14 protein-coding genes are annotated in these 14,616 nt (G+C 63.1%); 12 read left to right on the forward strand and 2 right to left on the reverse strand.

The features are described from left to right. Window positions 1-43 precede the first annotated feature (43 nt). Together NX068_RS14995 and NX068_RS15000 are read left to right on the forward strand one after the other, a co-directional pair. A complete protein-coding gene (locus NX068_RS14995; protein WP_263462062.1) occupies window positions 44-2,425 on the forward strand; it encodes a 3-hydroxyacyl-CoA dehydrogenase/enoyl-CoA hydratase family protein in 2,382 nt (793 codons plus the stop codon). A gap of 15 nt (window positions 2,426-2,440) precedes the next feature. After that, window positions 2,441-3,640: an acetyl-CoA C-acyltransferase gene (locus tag NX068_RS15000; RefSeq protein ID WP_263462063.1), complete on the forward strand. Its 1,200-nt coding sequence runs from the start codon at window positions 2,441-2,443 to the stop codon at window positions 3,638-3,640. 48 nt (window positions 3,641-3,688) lie between these two features. On the opposite strand, the gene NX068_RS15005 is transcribed toward NX068_RS15000, so the two are convergent. Continuing rightward, window positions 3,689-4,465, reverse strand: a complete 777-nt coding sequence (locus NX068_RS15005; RefSeq protein WP_263462064.1) for a YdcF family protein — start codon at window positions 4,463-4,465, stop codon at window positions 3,689-3,691. Window positions 4,466-4,662: 197 nt separating this feature from the next. Between NX068_RS15005 and NX068_RS15010 the strand changes: the two genes are divergently transcribed. From NX068_RS15010 to recG, 5 genes are all read left to right on the forward strand, one after another. Next, window positions 4,663-5,217: a DUF2802 domain-containing protein gene (locus tag NX068_RS15010; RefSeq protein WP_263462065.1), complete on the forward strand. Its 555-nt coding sequence runs from the start codon at window positions 4,663-4,665 to the stop codon at window positions 5,215-5,217. Window positions 5,218-5,255: 38 nt separating this feature from the next. Continuing rightward, window positions 5,256-5,786: an SPOR domain-containing protein gene (locus NX068_RS15015; RefSeq protein ID WP_263462066.1), complete on the forward strand. Its 531-nt coding sequence runs from the start codon at window positions 5,256-5,258 to the stop codon at window positions 5,784-5,786. A gap of 43 nt (window positions 5,787-5,829) precedes the next feature. After that, window positions 5,830-6,273, forward strand: coding sequence for a flagellar assembly protein FliW (gene fliW, locus NX068_RS15020; RefSeq protein ID WP_263462067.1), 444 nt, complete (start codon window positions 5,830-5,832; stop codon window positions 6,271-6,273). A 74-nt stretch (window positions 6,274-6,347) separates the two neighbouring features. Beyond that, entirely contained in the window at window positions 6,348-6,728 is a 381-nt protein-coding gene (locus tag NX068_RS15025; protein WP_263462068.1) for a RidA family protein, read from the forward strand. A gap of 121 nt (window positions 6,729-6,849) precedes the next feature. Then, a complete protein-coding gene (gene recG / locus NX068_RS15030) occupies window positions 6,850-8,868 on the forward strand; it encodes an ATP-dependent DNA helicase RecG (protein WP_263462069.1) in 2,019 nt (672 codons plus the stop codon). 26 nt (window positions 8,869-8,894) lie between these two features. Here the strand turns inward: recG and NX068_RS15035 are convergent, their stop codons facing one another. Continuing rightward, on the reverse strand, window positions 8,895-10,253 hold the full coding sequence (locus NX068_RS15035; protein WP_327084831.1) for an integron integrase: 1,359 nt from the start codon (window positions 10,251-10,253) through the stop codon (window positions 8,895-8,897). Window positions 10,254-10,785: 532 nt separating this feature from the next. Here NX068_RS15035 and NX068_RS15040 point away from each other — a divergent pair. From NX068_RS15040 to NX068_RS15060, 5 genes are all read left to right on the forward strand, one after another. Further along, window positions 10,786-11,973, forward strand: a complete 1,188-nt coding sequence (locus NX068_RS15040) for an HNH endonuclease (protein WP_263462070.1) — start codon at window positions 10,786-10,788, stop codon at window positions 11,971-11,973. 54 nt (window positions 11,974-12,027) lie between these two features. Then, window positions 12,028-12,369, forward strand: a complete 342-nt coding sequence (locus tag NX068_RS15045; RefSeq protein ID WP_263462071.1) for a hypothetical protein — start codon at window positions 12,028-12,030, stop codon at window positions 12,367-12,369. Window positions 12,370-12,480: 111 nt separating this feature from the next. Then, on the forward strand, window positions 12,481-12,720 hold the full coding sequence (locus tag NX068_RS15050; RefSeq protein WP_263462072.1) for a hypothetical protein: 240 nt from the start codon (window positions 12,481-12,483) through the stop codon (window positions 12,718-12,720). Between the two features lie 139 nt (window positions 12,721-12,859). Further along, the gene (locus NX068_RS15055; RefSeq protein ID WP_263462073.1) at window positions 12,860-13,333 is read left to right on the forward strand and encodes a hypothetical protein; all 474 of its coding nucleotides are present in this window, start codon (window positions 12,860-12,862) and stop codon (window positions 13,331-13,333) included. Between the two features lie 403 nt (window positions 13,334-13,736). After that, window positions 13,737-14,408 carry a hypothetical protein gene (locus NX068_RS15060; protein ID WP_263462074.1) on the forward strand — a complete coding sequence of 224 codons (672 nt, stop codon included), beginning with the start codon at window positions 13,737-13,739 and terminating at the stop codon, window positions 14,406-14,408. Window positions 14,409-14,616: the final 208 nt, after the last annotated feature.

Consider the following 14,616-nt stretch of genomic DNA (forward strand, 5'->3'; position numbering starts at 1 on the left):
GCGACCGGCCCCTTGGCCGGTCGCCCAGCATCCGGAGAACCTCATGAGTCGTCTCATCATCCGCAAGGTTGCCGTGCTCGGTGCCGGCGTCATGGGCGCGCAGATCGCCGCCCATTGCGCCAATGCCGACCTGCCGGTGATCCTGTTCGATCTTCCCGCCGGCGAAGGCGACGCCAACGGCGTCGTCACCAAGGCGCTTGCCGCGATGAAGAAGCTCGATCCCGCGCCGTTCGCGGCCAAGGATCGCGGCCGCTTCGTCGAAGCGGCGAATTACGCCAGCGATCTGGCCCGCCTGGGTGAGTGCGACCTCGTCATCGAGGCCATCGCCGAGAAGATGGAGTGGAAGCTCGACCTGTATGCCAAGGTCGCGCCGCACCTGAAACCGGGCGTGGTGTTCGCGTCCAATACCTCGGGCCTGTCGATCCACGCCCTCGCCGCCGGCATGCCGGAAGGCCTGCGCAGCCGCTTCTGCGGCATCCATTTCTTCAATCCGCCGCGCTACATGCCGCTGGTGGAGCTGATCCCGGCCGCCGAGACCGATCCGGCGATGCTCGATGCGCTGGAAGCCTGGCTGACCACCCGCCTGGGCAAGAGCATCGTGCGCGCCAAGGACACGCCCAACTTCGTCGCCAACCGCGTCGGCGTGTTCTCGATCCTGGCCGTGCTGCACCACACCGCCCGGCTCGGGCTGGCCTTCGACGAGGTCGACCTGCTGACCGGACCGCGCATCGGCCGGCCCAAGAGCGCGACCTTCCGCACCGCGGACGTGGTCGGCCTGGACACCCTGGCGCACGTCGTCGGCACCATGCAGGCGACGCTGCCCAACGATCCCTGGCACGCTTATTTCGAATCGCCCGAATGGCTGCGGGCGCTGATCGCCAAGGGTGCGCTGGGGCAGAAGACCCGCGGCGGCATCTACCGCAAGCAGGGCAAGCAGATCCAGGTGCTGGACCTCGGCCTGCAGGACTACCGCGACAGCGGCGACGAGGTCTTCCCCGACGTCGACGCGATCCTGAAGCTGAAGAACCCGGCCGAGAAGTTCGCCCAACTTGCCGCCCATCCGCACCCGCAGGCGCAGTTCCTGTGGTCCATCTTCCGCGACGTGTTCCACTACTGCGCAGTGCATCTGGGCGACATCGCCGACAATGCGCGCGACGTCGACCTGGCGATGCGCTGGGGCTTCGGCTGGGCGCAGGGGCCGTTCGAAACCTGGCAGGCCGCCGGCTGGGGCGAGGTGGCGAAGATGATCGACGACGACATCCGCCACGGCCGCGCGATGTCGAACGTGCCGCTGCCGCCCTGGGTGTTCGAGCGCGACGGCGTGCATGCGCCGGAAGGCTCCTGGAGCGCGGCGCAGGGCGCGCTGAAGCCGCGCGCGAGCCTGCCGGTGTACCAGCGCCAGCTCTACCCGGATCGCGTGTTCGGCGAAGCGCCGGACGATCGCGGCGAAACCCTGTGGGAGAACGCCGGCGTGCGGCTGTGGCGGCGCGCCGACCAGGATGCGCGCATCGGCATCGTCTCGATCACATCCAAGATGCACGCCATCGGCGAGGAAGTCATGGACGGCATGCTGGAGGCCATCGCCCATGCCGAAACCGATCTCGACGGCCTGGTGATCTGGCATCCGGCGCCGTTCGCAGTCGGCGCCAACCTGCAGCAGGTGGGCGAAGCCTGCCGTGCCGGCCGGTTCGAGCTACTGGAAAGGATGGTGGCGAAGTTCCAGCAGACTTCGATGGCGATCAAGCATGCGCAGATACCGGTCGTGGCCGCGGTGCAGGGCATGGCGCTGGGCGGCGGCTGCGAGTTCGCGATGCATGCGGCGCACCGGGTGCTGGCACTGGAAAGCTATGTCGGCCTGGTCGAAGCCGGCGTGGGCCTGATTCCGGCGGGTGGCGGCAGCAAGGAGTTCGCGCTGCAGGCGCACACGATGGCCAGGCGTACCGCGGGCGGCGACGTCTTCCCGTTCATCCAGACCACGTTCCAGACCATCGCCATGGCAACGGTGGCGAAGAGCGCGATCGAGGCTGTCGAGCTCGGCTTCGCCCGCGCCTCGGACGACGTCGTCTTCAACGCCGCCGAACTGCTCCATGCGGCCATCCGTCGCGCCCGGGCGCTGGCCGAATCGGCCTGGCGGCCGGCGCTGATCGATTCCGCGGTCAAGGTGGCGGGGCGCGACGGCATCGCCACCTGCGAACTGATGCTGGTGAACATGGCCGAAGGCGGCTTCATCTCGGCGCACGATTACCGCGTCGCCAAGGCTGCCGCGACGGCGCTGTGCGGCGGTGAAGTGAACAGCAACAGCCGGGTGGGCGAGCAATGGATTCTCGACGTCGAGCGTGCGCAGTTCGTCGAACTGCTGAAGACCGAAAAGACCCAGCAGCGCATCGCGCACATGCTCGAAACGGGCAAGCCGCTGCGCAATTGACGGAGAACGGACGGAATGAGCAAACAGATTCAGGACGCCTACATCGTCGCCGCGGTGCGTACGCCGGTGGCCAGGCGCAACGGTGCCTTCCGCCATGTGCGGCCCGACGACATGCTGGCTGCGGTGCTGCGCGAACTGGTGGCCCGCGTGCCCAACCTCGACGGCAACGAAATCGGCGACGTCATCACCGGCTGCGCGATGCCGGAGGCCGAGCAGGGCATGAACGTGTCGCGCATCGGCCTGCTGCTGGCCGGTCTGCCGGATGCGGTGCCCGGCATCACGATCAACCGCTTCTGCGCCTCGGGCCTGCAGGCGGTGGCGGATGCTGCCAACCGCATCCGGCTCGGCGAGGCCGACGTGATGATCGCCGCCGGTACCGAGAGCATGAGCGCGATGCCGCAGATCATGGGCAACAAGGTCAGCCTCAACCCGGAGATCTTCGCCCACGCCGAGAACGTCGACATCGCCTACGGCATGGGCCTGACCGCCGAGCGCGTCGCCGCGCAATGGTCGGTGAGCCGTGAGGACCAGGATGCCTTCGCGGCCGAATCCCATCGCCGCGCCTGCGCCGCGATCGCGGCCGGGCAGTTCGATGCTGAAATCATGCCTTATGCGGTGAAGTCCTGGCTGCCGGGCGAAGGTGGCACGGTGCGCATCGCCGAGCGCGTGCTGTCGCACGACGAGGGGCCGCGGCTGGACTCGACGGCGGCAACGCTGGCGAAGCTGCGGCCGGTGTTCGCCGCGCGCGGCTCGGTGACGGCGGGCAACAGCTCGCAGATGTCCGATGGCGCTGCCGCCGTGCTGCTGATGAGCGAGGTCGCGATCAAGCGCTACAACCTGGCGCCGATCGCCCGCTTCGCATCCTACGCGGTGGCCGGCGTACCGCCCGAGGTGATGGGCATCGGCCCGGTGGAGGCCATTCCGCGTGCGCTGCGGCGGGCCGGGCTGGGCATCGACGACATCGGCTGGACCGAGCTCAACGAGGCTTTTGCCGCCCAGGCGCTGGCGGTGATGCGCCAGCTCGACCTGGATCCGGTGAAGGTGAATCCGCTCGGCGGCGCGATCGCGCTCGGCCATCCGCTGGGGGCGACCGGCGCGATCCGCACCGCGACGCTGATGGCCGCGATGCAGCGCGATCCAGGGCTGCGCCACGGTATGATCAGCATGTGCATCGGCACCGGCATGGGGGCGGCGGGCATCTTCGAGCGGGTCTGACGGTTTTCCTCCGACGGCGGCGGGAGCCGCCTCGGGGGAAACGCCTGCTCAGCGCGACAGGCGATAGGCGAGCCGCCCCAGCGCTTCATGCAGGGCGAACCAGCCGGCGTAGGCGCTGTTCGGGTTGGGCAGTTCCGCCAGCATGCTGTGTTCGGCTGCCTGTTCGCCATGGTCGACAAGCCAGGCGGTCGGCGCCGGCTGCACGATCAGTCCCGCCGCTTCGAATTCGGCCTGGGCACGCGGCATGTGGGCGGCGTGGGTCACCAGCAGAATGCGCCGCATGCCGGTCGTATCGAGAATCGCACTGGCGTAGCGGGCATTCTCCCGGGTGTCGCGCGAGCGCTCTTCCACCCATTGCACGGCCAGGCCGAAATCCTCTTCCAGCGCGGCTTTCATCAGCACCGCTTCCGGCGTCTTGCCGGCGGCACCGCCGCCGCTCACCAGAATGGGCAGCCCGGTCGCACGCGCCAGGTGTGCGCCATAGCGCAAGCGTTCGAGTGCCAGGCGGTTCACCGTTTCGCCGCCGAATTCGGGCGCGTAGGAGCGCCGGCCGGCGCCGAGGATCACGATGGCGTCCGCATTGCGGGCAGCGTCGGGCGGCAGCGGCGCGGGGTCTTCGACCTGCGCTGCCAGCCAGTTCACGCTTGCAGGCGTGCTCAGCAACAGGCCGAGGGCCAGGCCGCTCCAGCCCAGGGTTCGCCCCAGGCGTGGAAAGCGGCCGAGCATGGCCAGGCCGAGGGCAATCGGCAGCAGCGGCAGCAGCGGCGGCAGGGCGAATGCGGCAGCCAGCTTCTTGAGCGAGAAGAGCAGCAGGGAAAGATCCATCGGGCTTCGGGTTCCTGGGTTCGTGCCTGGGTTTGTGGTCGGCAGAGGCGGGCAGTATTATCGGGCGAATTCCGTCCCGGGCCGTGTTTGCCGATGATGCCTCTACTGCCGATGCCAGCGAGTACCGCATGCCTGTCCGATTTCGGCGCTGCCGCTGCCGGCGATTCGATGCCGTTGCCGGGCAGGAGGGTGGCCGGATGAGTTTGCGGCAAGCCCTGTGGATTCTCGTCCTGCTGCTGCTGGTGCTGGCCGGCTGGCAGTTCCTGCGTGCGGTGTGGCTCAGCCGCGATCCGATGTCCCCGTCCGAGGCCACGGCTGCTTCGGCCACCGCTCCCGGGCAGCCGGTGATGACTGCTGCGGCAGGCGAGGAGGACGGCGGCGAAGGCTTCGACTATGCACCAAGACTGAATGCGGCCACTGCCGATGCCGCTGTCGGGAACGAGCCGGAAGCATTCCGTTCGACATTGGAAACACAGCGCTTGCGGCGCCTGCTCGACGGTCAGCAGGCGCTGGTCGATCAGCAGCGTGCCGAGATCGAGACACTGCAGGCCGAAGTCGCCGGGTTGCGGCAGCAGCTCGAAGAGTCTCTGCATGCGCAGCCGCCACAGTCGATGGCTTCGCCCGAATACGCCGAAGCCACGCGCCTGGCCGAGCAGGGCCTGGACGCCGAAGAGATTGCGGCGCGCTGCGGCATCAGCATTGCCGAAGCGGGCTTGCTGGTGTCCCTTGCACGCAGCGGAGGCCACCGGTGACGGCAGCGCGGCGAAGCCAACGCAATGCCGCGCTACGCATGGCTGGTGCTGCCCTGCTGGCGGCGATTGCCGCCCTGCTTGCGGCGCTGACGCTCGAACAGAAGGTGCCTGACGATGGCGCCCGCCCGATGGCGGATGCCGTCGCACCGGCGCCTTCGCTCGGCAGCGGCTTGTTCGCACCGATGGAGGCGGGTATCGCCGCAGCAGGCGATTCAGCCGCCGTCCGCGGGGCTGCTCCGGAGCCGGTGCAGACGCCTGTGGAGACGGCCGTGCCCGTGCCGTCGCCCGCAAGCAGCCCGGCAACCGAAGCCGCGGTGCCGGTGCTGGCCGACGCGCCGCCGGCGCCGGCGGAGGGATACCGGATCCAGCTCGGCGTGTTCGGCGATCCGGCCAATGCGCTTGCGCTGCAGCGGACGCTTGCCGCCCAGGGTTTGCAGGCCGGCATCCAGAGCCGCGTCGTGCTCGGCCCCTTCGCCGACCGCGAGGCCGCGCAAAAAGCCCAGGCCGCACTGCGCTCGGCGGGGGTCGAGGCGGGTATGCTATTGGCACCAGAGAAGAAAAGGCGCTGAGGCCCGATATCTGGCCCGATTCATTCCATCCAGGGGAGCATCCATGCAAATCAGGAGTCCGGAGTTCGGTACCGTCGAGGTTGCCGACGATCGCATCATCGAGTTTCCCGCCGGCCTGCCCGGTTTCGAGCAATGCCGCCGCTTCGCGCTGGTGCATGAAGAAGGGCGCGAGGCAGAGGTCTTCCTGCTGCAGTCGGTGGACGAACCCGATGTGGCATTCTCGATCACCGCACCGATGCGGCTCGGCGTGAATCTCGAATTCGCCCTGAGCGACGAGGACGTGGCCTTGTTGGAGCTCGAAGGCGTCGACGACGTCGCGGTGGCGATCATCGTGCGCTCTCAAAGCGCTGAAGAAGCCGGGCCGGCCAGCGCCGGGCTGAGCGCCAACTTCATGGCGCCGCTCGTCTTCAATACCCGGGCCCGCAAGGGGATGCAGAAAGTGATCAACCGCCTCGGCTGCGAGGTCACGCTGCGCCAGCAGGACTGAACGAAGCGCCGGCCTGCCTGCGGGAGACTGGCGTGCGGTTTAGAATGTGGGCCTTTGTCCAACGAGGTTGAACCATGGCCCGCACCATCATCTCCACGCCCAACGCGCCTGCCGCCATCGGCCCCTATTCGCAGGCCGTCAAGGTCGGCAACCAGGTCTTCCTGTCCGGCCAGATCGGCCTCGATCCCGCCAGCATGCAGATGGTCGAAGGCATCGAAGCCCAGGCCGTGCGGGTGTTCGAGAACCTGAAGGCGGTGGCCGAAGCGGCCGGCACCTCGTTCGCCGCCGTCGCCAAGATCACCATCTATCTGACCGACCTGGCCAATTTCGGTGTCGTCAATGAAGTGATGACGCGCTATTTCGCCGAGCCCTATCCGGCCCGCGCCACCGTCGGCGTGCGCGAGCTGCCGCGCGGCGCACTGGTCGAGGCCGACCTGACCATCGTGCTCGACTGATACCGGCTCCGCAGTGGCCCGCGCGAAGCAAGCCGCCGCCCGGACCGATGCCGCCGATGCAAAGCCCGGCCGGGAGGCGTCATCTCCCGCCCGGCCCCCCGCGCCGCAGCCGTGGCCGGGCGTGGGAGCACAGCTCGCCGGACTGCTGGCCAAGCTCGACCTTCGTGGCCCGCGGGATCTGCTGCTGCACCTGCCGCTGCGCTACGAGGACGAAACCCGGCTGACGCCGATTGCCGACGCCCGGCCGGGTTTCCTCGCCCAGGTCGAAGGCGAGGTAGCGTCGTGCGAAGTGGTATTGCGCCCTCGGCGGCAGCTCGTCGTCCGCATTCGCGATGCTTCGGGCGTGCTGGTGGCACGCTGGCTCAATTTCTACCCCTCGCAGCAGAAGCAGCTTGCCGTGGGGCGCCGGGTGCGCCTGTTCGGCGAGCCGCGCGTCGGCTTCTTCGGCGTCGAGATGGTGCACCCCCGCGTGCGGCCGGTGGAAGAGGGCGAGCCGCTGCCCGAAGCCTTGACGCCGGTCTATCCGGCTACCGCCGGGGTGGGCCAGGCGACGCTGCGCAAGCTGATCGACCGTGCGCTGACGAGCGAGCCGCTCGACGATCCGCTGCCGCCGGACGTACTGCGCGCACTGCGTCTACCGGGCTTCGCCGAAGCCTTGCGCGCGCTGCATCATCCGGCGCCCGATGCCGACCCGGCGGCGCTCGAGCTGCGCGAACACCCCGCCTGGCGCCGCATCAAGTTCGAGGAACTGCTGGTGCAGCAGATGTCGCTGCGGCGTGCCTACAACGCCCGCCGCGCGCGCCGGGCGGTGCCGCTGCCGGTGCAGGACCGCCTGCCGCGCGCGCTGCTCGAAAACCTGCCTTTCCGGCCCACCGGCGCGCAGCGGCGCGCCGTGGCCGAGATCGCCGCCGACCTGGCTGCGCCGCATCCGATGCAGCGCCTGCTGCAGGGCGATGTCGGCAGCGGCAAGACCCTGGTCGCCGCGCTGGTGATGCTGCAGGCAGTGGATAACGGCTGGCAGGCGGCGATGATGGCGCCCACCGAGATCCTCGCCGAACAGCACTGGCGCAAGCTGTCGGACTGGCTCGCGCCGCTCGGCCTCGAAGTCGCCTGGCTGTCGGGCAGCCGCAGGAAGCGCGAGCGCGAAGCCATGCTCGAACGCCTGCACAGCGGCGAGCTGCTGCTCGCCGTCGGCACCCATGCGCTGATCGAAAATCCGGTGACGATGCCGCGGCTGGCGCTGGCGGTGGTCGACGAGCAGCACCGCTTCGGCGTGCGCCAGCGCCTGGCCCTGCGCGAGAAAGGCGAGGAAAACCGCCGCCCGCACATGCTGATGATGTCGGCGACGCCGATCCCGCGCACGCTGGCGATGACGCACTACGCCGACCTCGACGTCTCGGTGCTGGACGAACTGCCGCCCGGACGCACGCCGATCCGCACCAAGCTCGCATCCGACGCCCGCCGCGACGAAGTGGTCGAACGCGTGCGCCAGGCCTGCCTCGGCGGCCGCCAGGCCTATTGGGTGTGCCCGCTGATCGAGGAATCCGAAGCCCTGCAGTTGCAGACGGCGGTCGAGACTTTCGAGGCCCTGGCCGAAGCGCTGCCCGAACTGCGTGTCGGCCTGGTGCACGGCCGGCTCAAGGCGGACGAAAAGTCGGCGACGATGAAAGCCTTCGCCGCCGGCGAAATCGACGTGCTGGTCGCCACCACCGTCATCGAGGTCGGTGTCGACGTGCCGAATGCCAGCCTGATGGTCATCGAGCACGCCGAACGCTTCGGCCTCGCCCAGCTGCACCAGCTGCGCGGCCGCGTCGGCCGCGGCAGCGCCGAATCGGCCTGCATCCTGATCTACGCCCAGCCGCTGTCGCAGACCGGCCGCGAACGCCTGAAAGTGATCTACGAGAACACCGACGGCTTCGAGATCGCCCGCGCCGACCTGCGCATCCGCGGCCCCGGCGAATTCGTCGGCGCCCGCCAGAGCGGCCTGCCGCTGCTGCGCTACGCGAGCCTGGAGAACGACACCGGCCTGATCGAGCCCGCGCGCGAACTCGCCGAGCGCATGCTGCGCGACATGCCGGAAGCGGCCGAACGCCTGATGCAGCGCTGGCTGGGCGGGCGCGAGGCGCTGCTGCGGGCGTAGCCGGAAAAGCGTCCGGGATCTGCTTCTCAAACCCTGTCCAGCGGACTCACCACCCCCAGCCCGCCGCGGTTGAGCACATGGGTGTAGATCATCGTCGTCTTCACATCGGCGTGACCAAGCAATTCCTGCACGGTACGGATGTCGTAGCCACCTTCCAGCATGTGGGTGGCAAAACTGTGGCGCAAGGCATGGCAGCTCACCGGCTTGTCGATGCCCGCCGCTTTCGCCGCAGCATGAACCGCCTTCTGCAAGCTGCTCTCATGCAGGTGATGACGCCTCACGGTGCCGTCGCGCGGGTCGGCCGCCAGCCGACTGGCGGGAAAAACATACTGCCAACCCCATTCTCGCGCCGCACCCGGATACTTGCGCGCCAGCGCATCAGGCAGATACACGGCCCCGGCCCCCAGCGCGAGGTCGTCACGATGCAAGGACCGGACTTTGTCCAGATGGCGCCGCAGCGGCTCAATCAGACGCTGCGGTAGCGGAACCACGCGATCCTTCTGGCCCTTGCCGTCGCGCACCACGATCTGGCCATAGGCAAAGTCGACATCCTTGATCCTCACGCGCAAGCATTCCATCAGGCGCATTCCGGTTCCGTACAGCAGTGCAGCCATCGTCGCCGGCATGCCCTGCAAAGCCGCCAGCAGTCGCCTCACCTCGTCCGCCGTCAACACCACCGGCAAGCGCTGCGGACGCTTCGCGCACGCAAAAGCGCCCAGCTCGCCCAAGGGCTGTTCCAGCGCCTGAGCGTAAAAGAACACCAGCGCATTGAGCGCCTGATTCTGCGTATTGGCCGCCACTTGCCCCTGCACTGCAAGAGCTTGCAGAAAAGCCTTCACCTGTGCTGCCCCCACCTGCGCTGGGTCGCGACCGCCGATAAAGCGCAGATAGCGCTCAAGCCATCCAAGATAGGCTTGCTCAGTGCGAATCGAATAATTGCGCTGTCGGATCACCGCTACCAGGCGGTCACCCGGTGTAGGCCGCGAACCGCCATCGTCATTTCCCGTGGGCAAGGACGGCGGACTGGTCATTGCGCGTGCAATCGTTGGATGGCTTGCCCCCAGGGTACGCCCCCCTTCGCGCCAGAACGCCCAATCCACCTCGGTCGCTGCAGGCGCCCCCACCATTGTCAACAAGTGGCGCACCGCATCAACCGCCTGCGTAAACTGCCACGCAGGAATTCCGTCTACCCTGCCCAGCTCACCCAACCAGGACTCCACTGTGGCTGCCGAGTGAGTGGCGAGGCGCTGGCCGTCAGCGGCCTTGACATAGGCCGCGGCGTGGCGGGCGTACCACTGCAGCGCCGCCGGTTTCACACCGGATTCAGTGAGTGAAAACCGGTACTTACGCCAGAAGCGGGCTACCGTGTCGGAGTGGTTTGACAAGGTCATGAGCCTGGACTAACGTCATCGCCGATGCAGTTTGAAGTTGTAGGCGTAAATGCTAAACAAATAATTTGGGGCGAGCAATATGTGGATTCCGCCTACTCATCCACCGGCCCGTTCCGTCTACTACACTGTTAGGCGGCTCAAGGAGGCTTCATGGCTAGGCACGATTTCTCGGAACTACTTGCACTCTATCCTCAGGTCATAGAAGAGATGCCAGATATATTTACCAGCCACGAGTTCATTCTGCGCATTGCTCAACGTAACCAACCTGCCTATGTGGAGGCCCTGTACGCCTACCGTGACGGGGGTGAGCCTTTCATGTCCGTCCACAAACAGCTCTCTACACTCCTCAATAAATGCACCGATCTTATAGAGCCATTCGGTAGGGCATCCAGCCATGACATCTTTGGGCACTCCAACAGTTGCAGTCGGTGGCGCAAACGGTCTGCCGCCTAACAATTCATTCAAGCCGACGCCGCTTCGCGGCGCGGCTTAATTCAGGCGTTAGAGCTACACAGGGAACCAGCAATTGGAAGGATTAATTGAAGAGAAAGTGGTAATAAAACCGCGTCGACAGATTTCCACCAAACTTCGTCAACTGTTATTGAAAAAGCATAATCACACATGTGTTTCATGCGGAATAAGTGATGATATTGTTCCGCTTGAAATGGCATCAATAGTGCCAACCTCAGAAGGCGGAGACTTTAGTGAAGAAAACTTCACCATTCTTTGCCCTAATTGCCATCGATCTTTTGATAGGCAGCCTAGAGAACACGAATTCATAAGTTTTCTATCTGAAATAATAAATGCTAATGACTCCTATAGTAATGTCCAAATAGAGCCGCTTTTAGGCCGTAGCACGCGTTACCGAGCCGACCTTATAGTTAAGCGAGCAAGAGAAACCCTGCTGATTGAATGTAAATCATACCTAATAGGAAGCATGGCTCGCTCGAAAAACATCATCAGTCAACTTAATAAATACAAAGAAGAATACGGTGACTGTCAGATGGTATTGGCGGTCCCTGGTTCGCTAAAAGAAAGGGAGTTAGAAATATTCTCAGGAGAGAATGTTGAGGTCTGGGACATAGGATTTATTGCTCATAACTTCAAGCAGCAAATTATAGATGCCTCACCAAGTTACTATAAAACTCTATTTTTAACCCAACTTGCGCGCGCCTCTAAACCGACTAGAGAAGAAGAACTTATTAAGTCTTTAGAGAAATGCCCTCCCGGGAGAGCTGATTGCTACGTTTATCAAAGTTTAGTCGGTGATATTCTAGAACACCTGTTCACGCCTCCTCTAAACAAGCCTATTCCAGAACTTTCTGATAAAACATTGGCAAATCGCCGTGATTTCATCATGCCAAATTATTCCGACAAGGGATTTTGGGCATTCATGAGGGGAAAGTACGGCGCTGATTATGTCATTATTGATGCAAAAAACTACGCAAGAAAGGTAAAGAAAACAGAAGTTTTTCAAATGGCCAATTATCTGAAACAGCATGGTGCGGGTCTATTTGGAATCATCGTATCTCGACAGGGAGGGGATTCTGCGGGATGCGAACATACACTCAGAGAGCAATGGCTAATTAGCCAGAAAATGATCTTGGCTTTAAGTGATGAGGACATTATTGAAATGTTGATGGCAAAGTCAGATGGTCGTCCACCAGAGGATGTATTGGGAAGAAAAATTGAACAGTTTAGGTTGTCGATGTAGCTCTAACAAAGTGCTGCACACGGAAAAATTACTCGCTACGCTCCCAATTTTCCGGTGAGCACAGCGTTCGGCGTCACCATCACGCAGGCAGTACAGGGGGGTAATTTCATGACTCGAAAAGACGCAATCCACAAACTGCTAGACGATGCTGCCATGGAGTTACTTGGGTTCATCAAAGATTGCGAGTCAAAGCTCAAGGACCGCGATCGCTGGGTGCCTGCGGCTGAGATTAAGGACAGCCTCGACCTCAATTTTGTCGCCGTTCCGCGGAGCGGAAAGCAGTACGGTCCGAAAGGATGGGTGTTTGCCACGCTCGCACGGATGCTTAAGGACAAGTCGCTCGTCGAATACAAAAAGACCGGGAGCCGCGCTTTTTATAGGTCTGCTCACAAGTGAACGAAAAGCACGCTACCCACTGCACGACGCCGAACCCGGCAGTCGAGCGGACCTTCGCGAAAAGCCGCGCAGGCCGCTCACTTCTACGTTATGCATCAATGGAAAGTACCCATGCCATTCCCACCGGAAGAACGTAAGGCATTGCTAGGCGTGAAAGGTGTCGGCCCCATGGTGGTGGCTCGTCTCGAACAAATGGGATTTGAATCACTGACCCATCTGAGTAAAGCCAATGCATTGGATATCGCCTCTCAAGCCTCGGCTATCGTCGGCTCCACTTGTTGGAAGAACAGTCCGCAAGCTCGCGCTGCTATCCAGGCTGCCATTGCATTGGCACAGTCGCGCCATGCATAACAAAGCGCCGGCCCACACTTACAATCCCCTTAGCCAACGTCATCACCCGGTTTAGTCCAACGAGGCTTATTCGCCGCAATGACCGTCCGCACTCTCCTCTCACGCCTTCAACGGCGAATAAACGCTTTTCGTTAGGCCCATGAACATTGACGGTCTGGAGAATGTGCGAGACATCTTTTCCATCTTTCACGATGGCTCGATCAACTCCTGCGCTCTTGATGGAGACGATCTGACGCTGGAAGTCGAGATTCAATACTTGGCAGAGCGAGTAAATCCAGGGTTTCGGAAGTTCAAGGTCCGGCTGTTTGGGGTAAGCAACGTCCGCTTCTCCACTTGGCCAAGTGATCTGAAGTCGGATTCGACCGTGCTCACAGATTTTCCGGATATCTTCGATGCCGATCTTGAGATACTCGAGGGCAATCTGAGCGAGAAGGAGATTGAAGTCGTTTGCAATCAGCACTCCTCTAACCTCCCGTATTGTGGCGGGGAACTGCGCTTCCACTGCCTCCGCGCCGAGGTCACGGACGAAGGTGGAAAAGGCTATTCGATTGAAGAACTGAGCGAACTTTGCAAGGGTTACTGGGATGATTGGTCCAGCCGAAGTCAGGCATAACAAGCCACTGGTTCCGACTCGCAAAAGCGAAGCGCTTTTGCTCGCGGCACAGCGGCAACGTTAGCACTGTTCAGATGAATCCAATGGCGACAGCATCGAAAACTCAACCGCCGTTTTTCATGGTGCCTGTCCGTCGTGCAGGTCGCCCATCGCGTTTCCACACTGAACCTCCGCACGCAATCGCACGTTGTGGCTTCAAGGCTGGTGCCACGAATAAACGCTGGGCGTTGTCGTCTGCTGCGGCGCCGTGCCACAACCGCGTTCAAGCCACCACAGACGCAGTGCCATCCAGAACCAATTTGGCCTTCGTTTGTGCTAACTCTGCAGTCAAGCCGACCGTCAAAAGCTGCGCTTTTGCCGTCGGCTTACTTCCACGTTGGGCCATCAAAGGATACTAATGGACGTGTCAATTGCTGAAGTATTAATAGCTGCACTTTCGTTGGCGGCTGCCTGGTATCTGGGCATGCGGGCCGAACGCTCCTCAGCAGACCAGTACAGGCTTAGTGCAAATGCATTCGCCTCAGATTGGTTTAGAGATCTTAGGGGTTGGGCCTCCGAGGCGATTGACGTACTGAGCGAGGCAGCCTATGCAGCACCCGGTCGTCGCGACACGGCTCCTATGGAATCCGAGTTAAAACGCAGTTGCCAACATCGACTTTCGGCACTTATTGATCGGGGCCGTTTCTTCATCCCTAACTACACTCCGGATGAAATCGGCCTTCACAAGCCGCCAGCCTTTCGGGGAGTTCGGCACCCCGCACTTGACTATCTCGTTGCAGCGGAGCGGGTGTTATCTGACGCTGAACCGGAGTACATTAAACAATTCGGCAGCGTACGTGGAACGTTGGTTGTCATAAAGCGTGAATTTGTCTCTGAGATCCAAGAGATTCTTGATCCGCGGTCACAGAATAGAGCAATCGCCGATCTGATTAAGCATTCGAGAGGAGATACGGCAGACACCCGGTCTGCTTTGCAGAGACTTACTGCTCGTGACCATCCAGACTATAGCGAAGAACCGTCGGATGCCCAACAAACAGTTGCAGCCGACGCGCCCGCTTCGCGGTCGCGCGTCTGAACCTGCACGTTGAACTAAACCGCTGACGCGGTGGTGGCACGAGCTTCCACCGCGTTGCCCATTTGGGTTGGACAGCGGCGCTGATCGGGCGTGGCGCCGGGAAGTCGCCGGCATGCAGTGCCATCCTCGCGATCGGGAATGTTCCCGGTCACGAGGAGAACGTCATGTCGCCACTTCGCCAACGAATGGATGACGCGATGGTGCTGCG

The organism is Thauera carbonicopians, assembly GCF_025699485.1.
In the GTDB taxonomy this organism is placed as follows: Bacteria; Pseudomonadota; Gammaproteobacteria; order Burkholderiales; family Rhodocyclaceae; genus Thauera.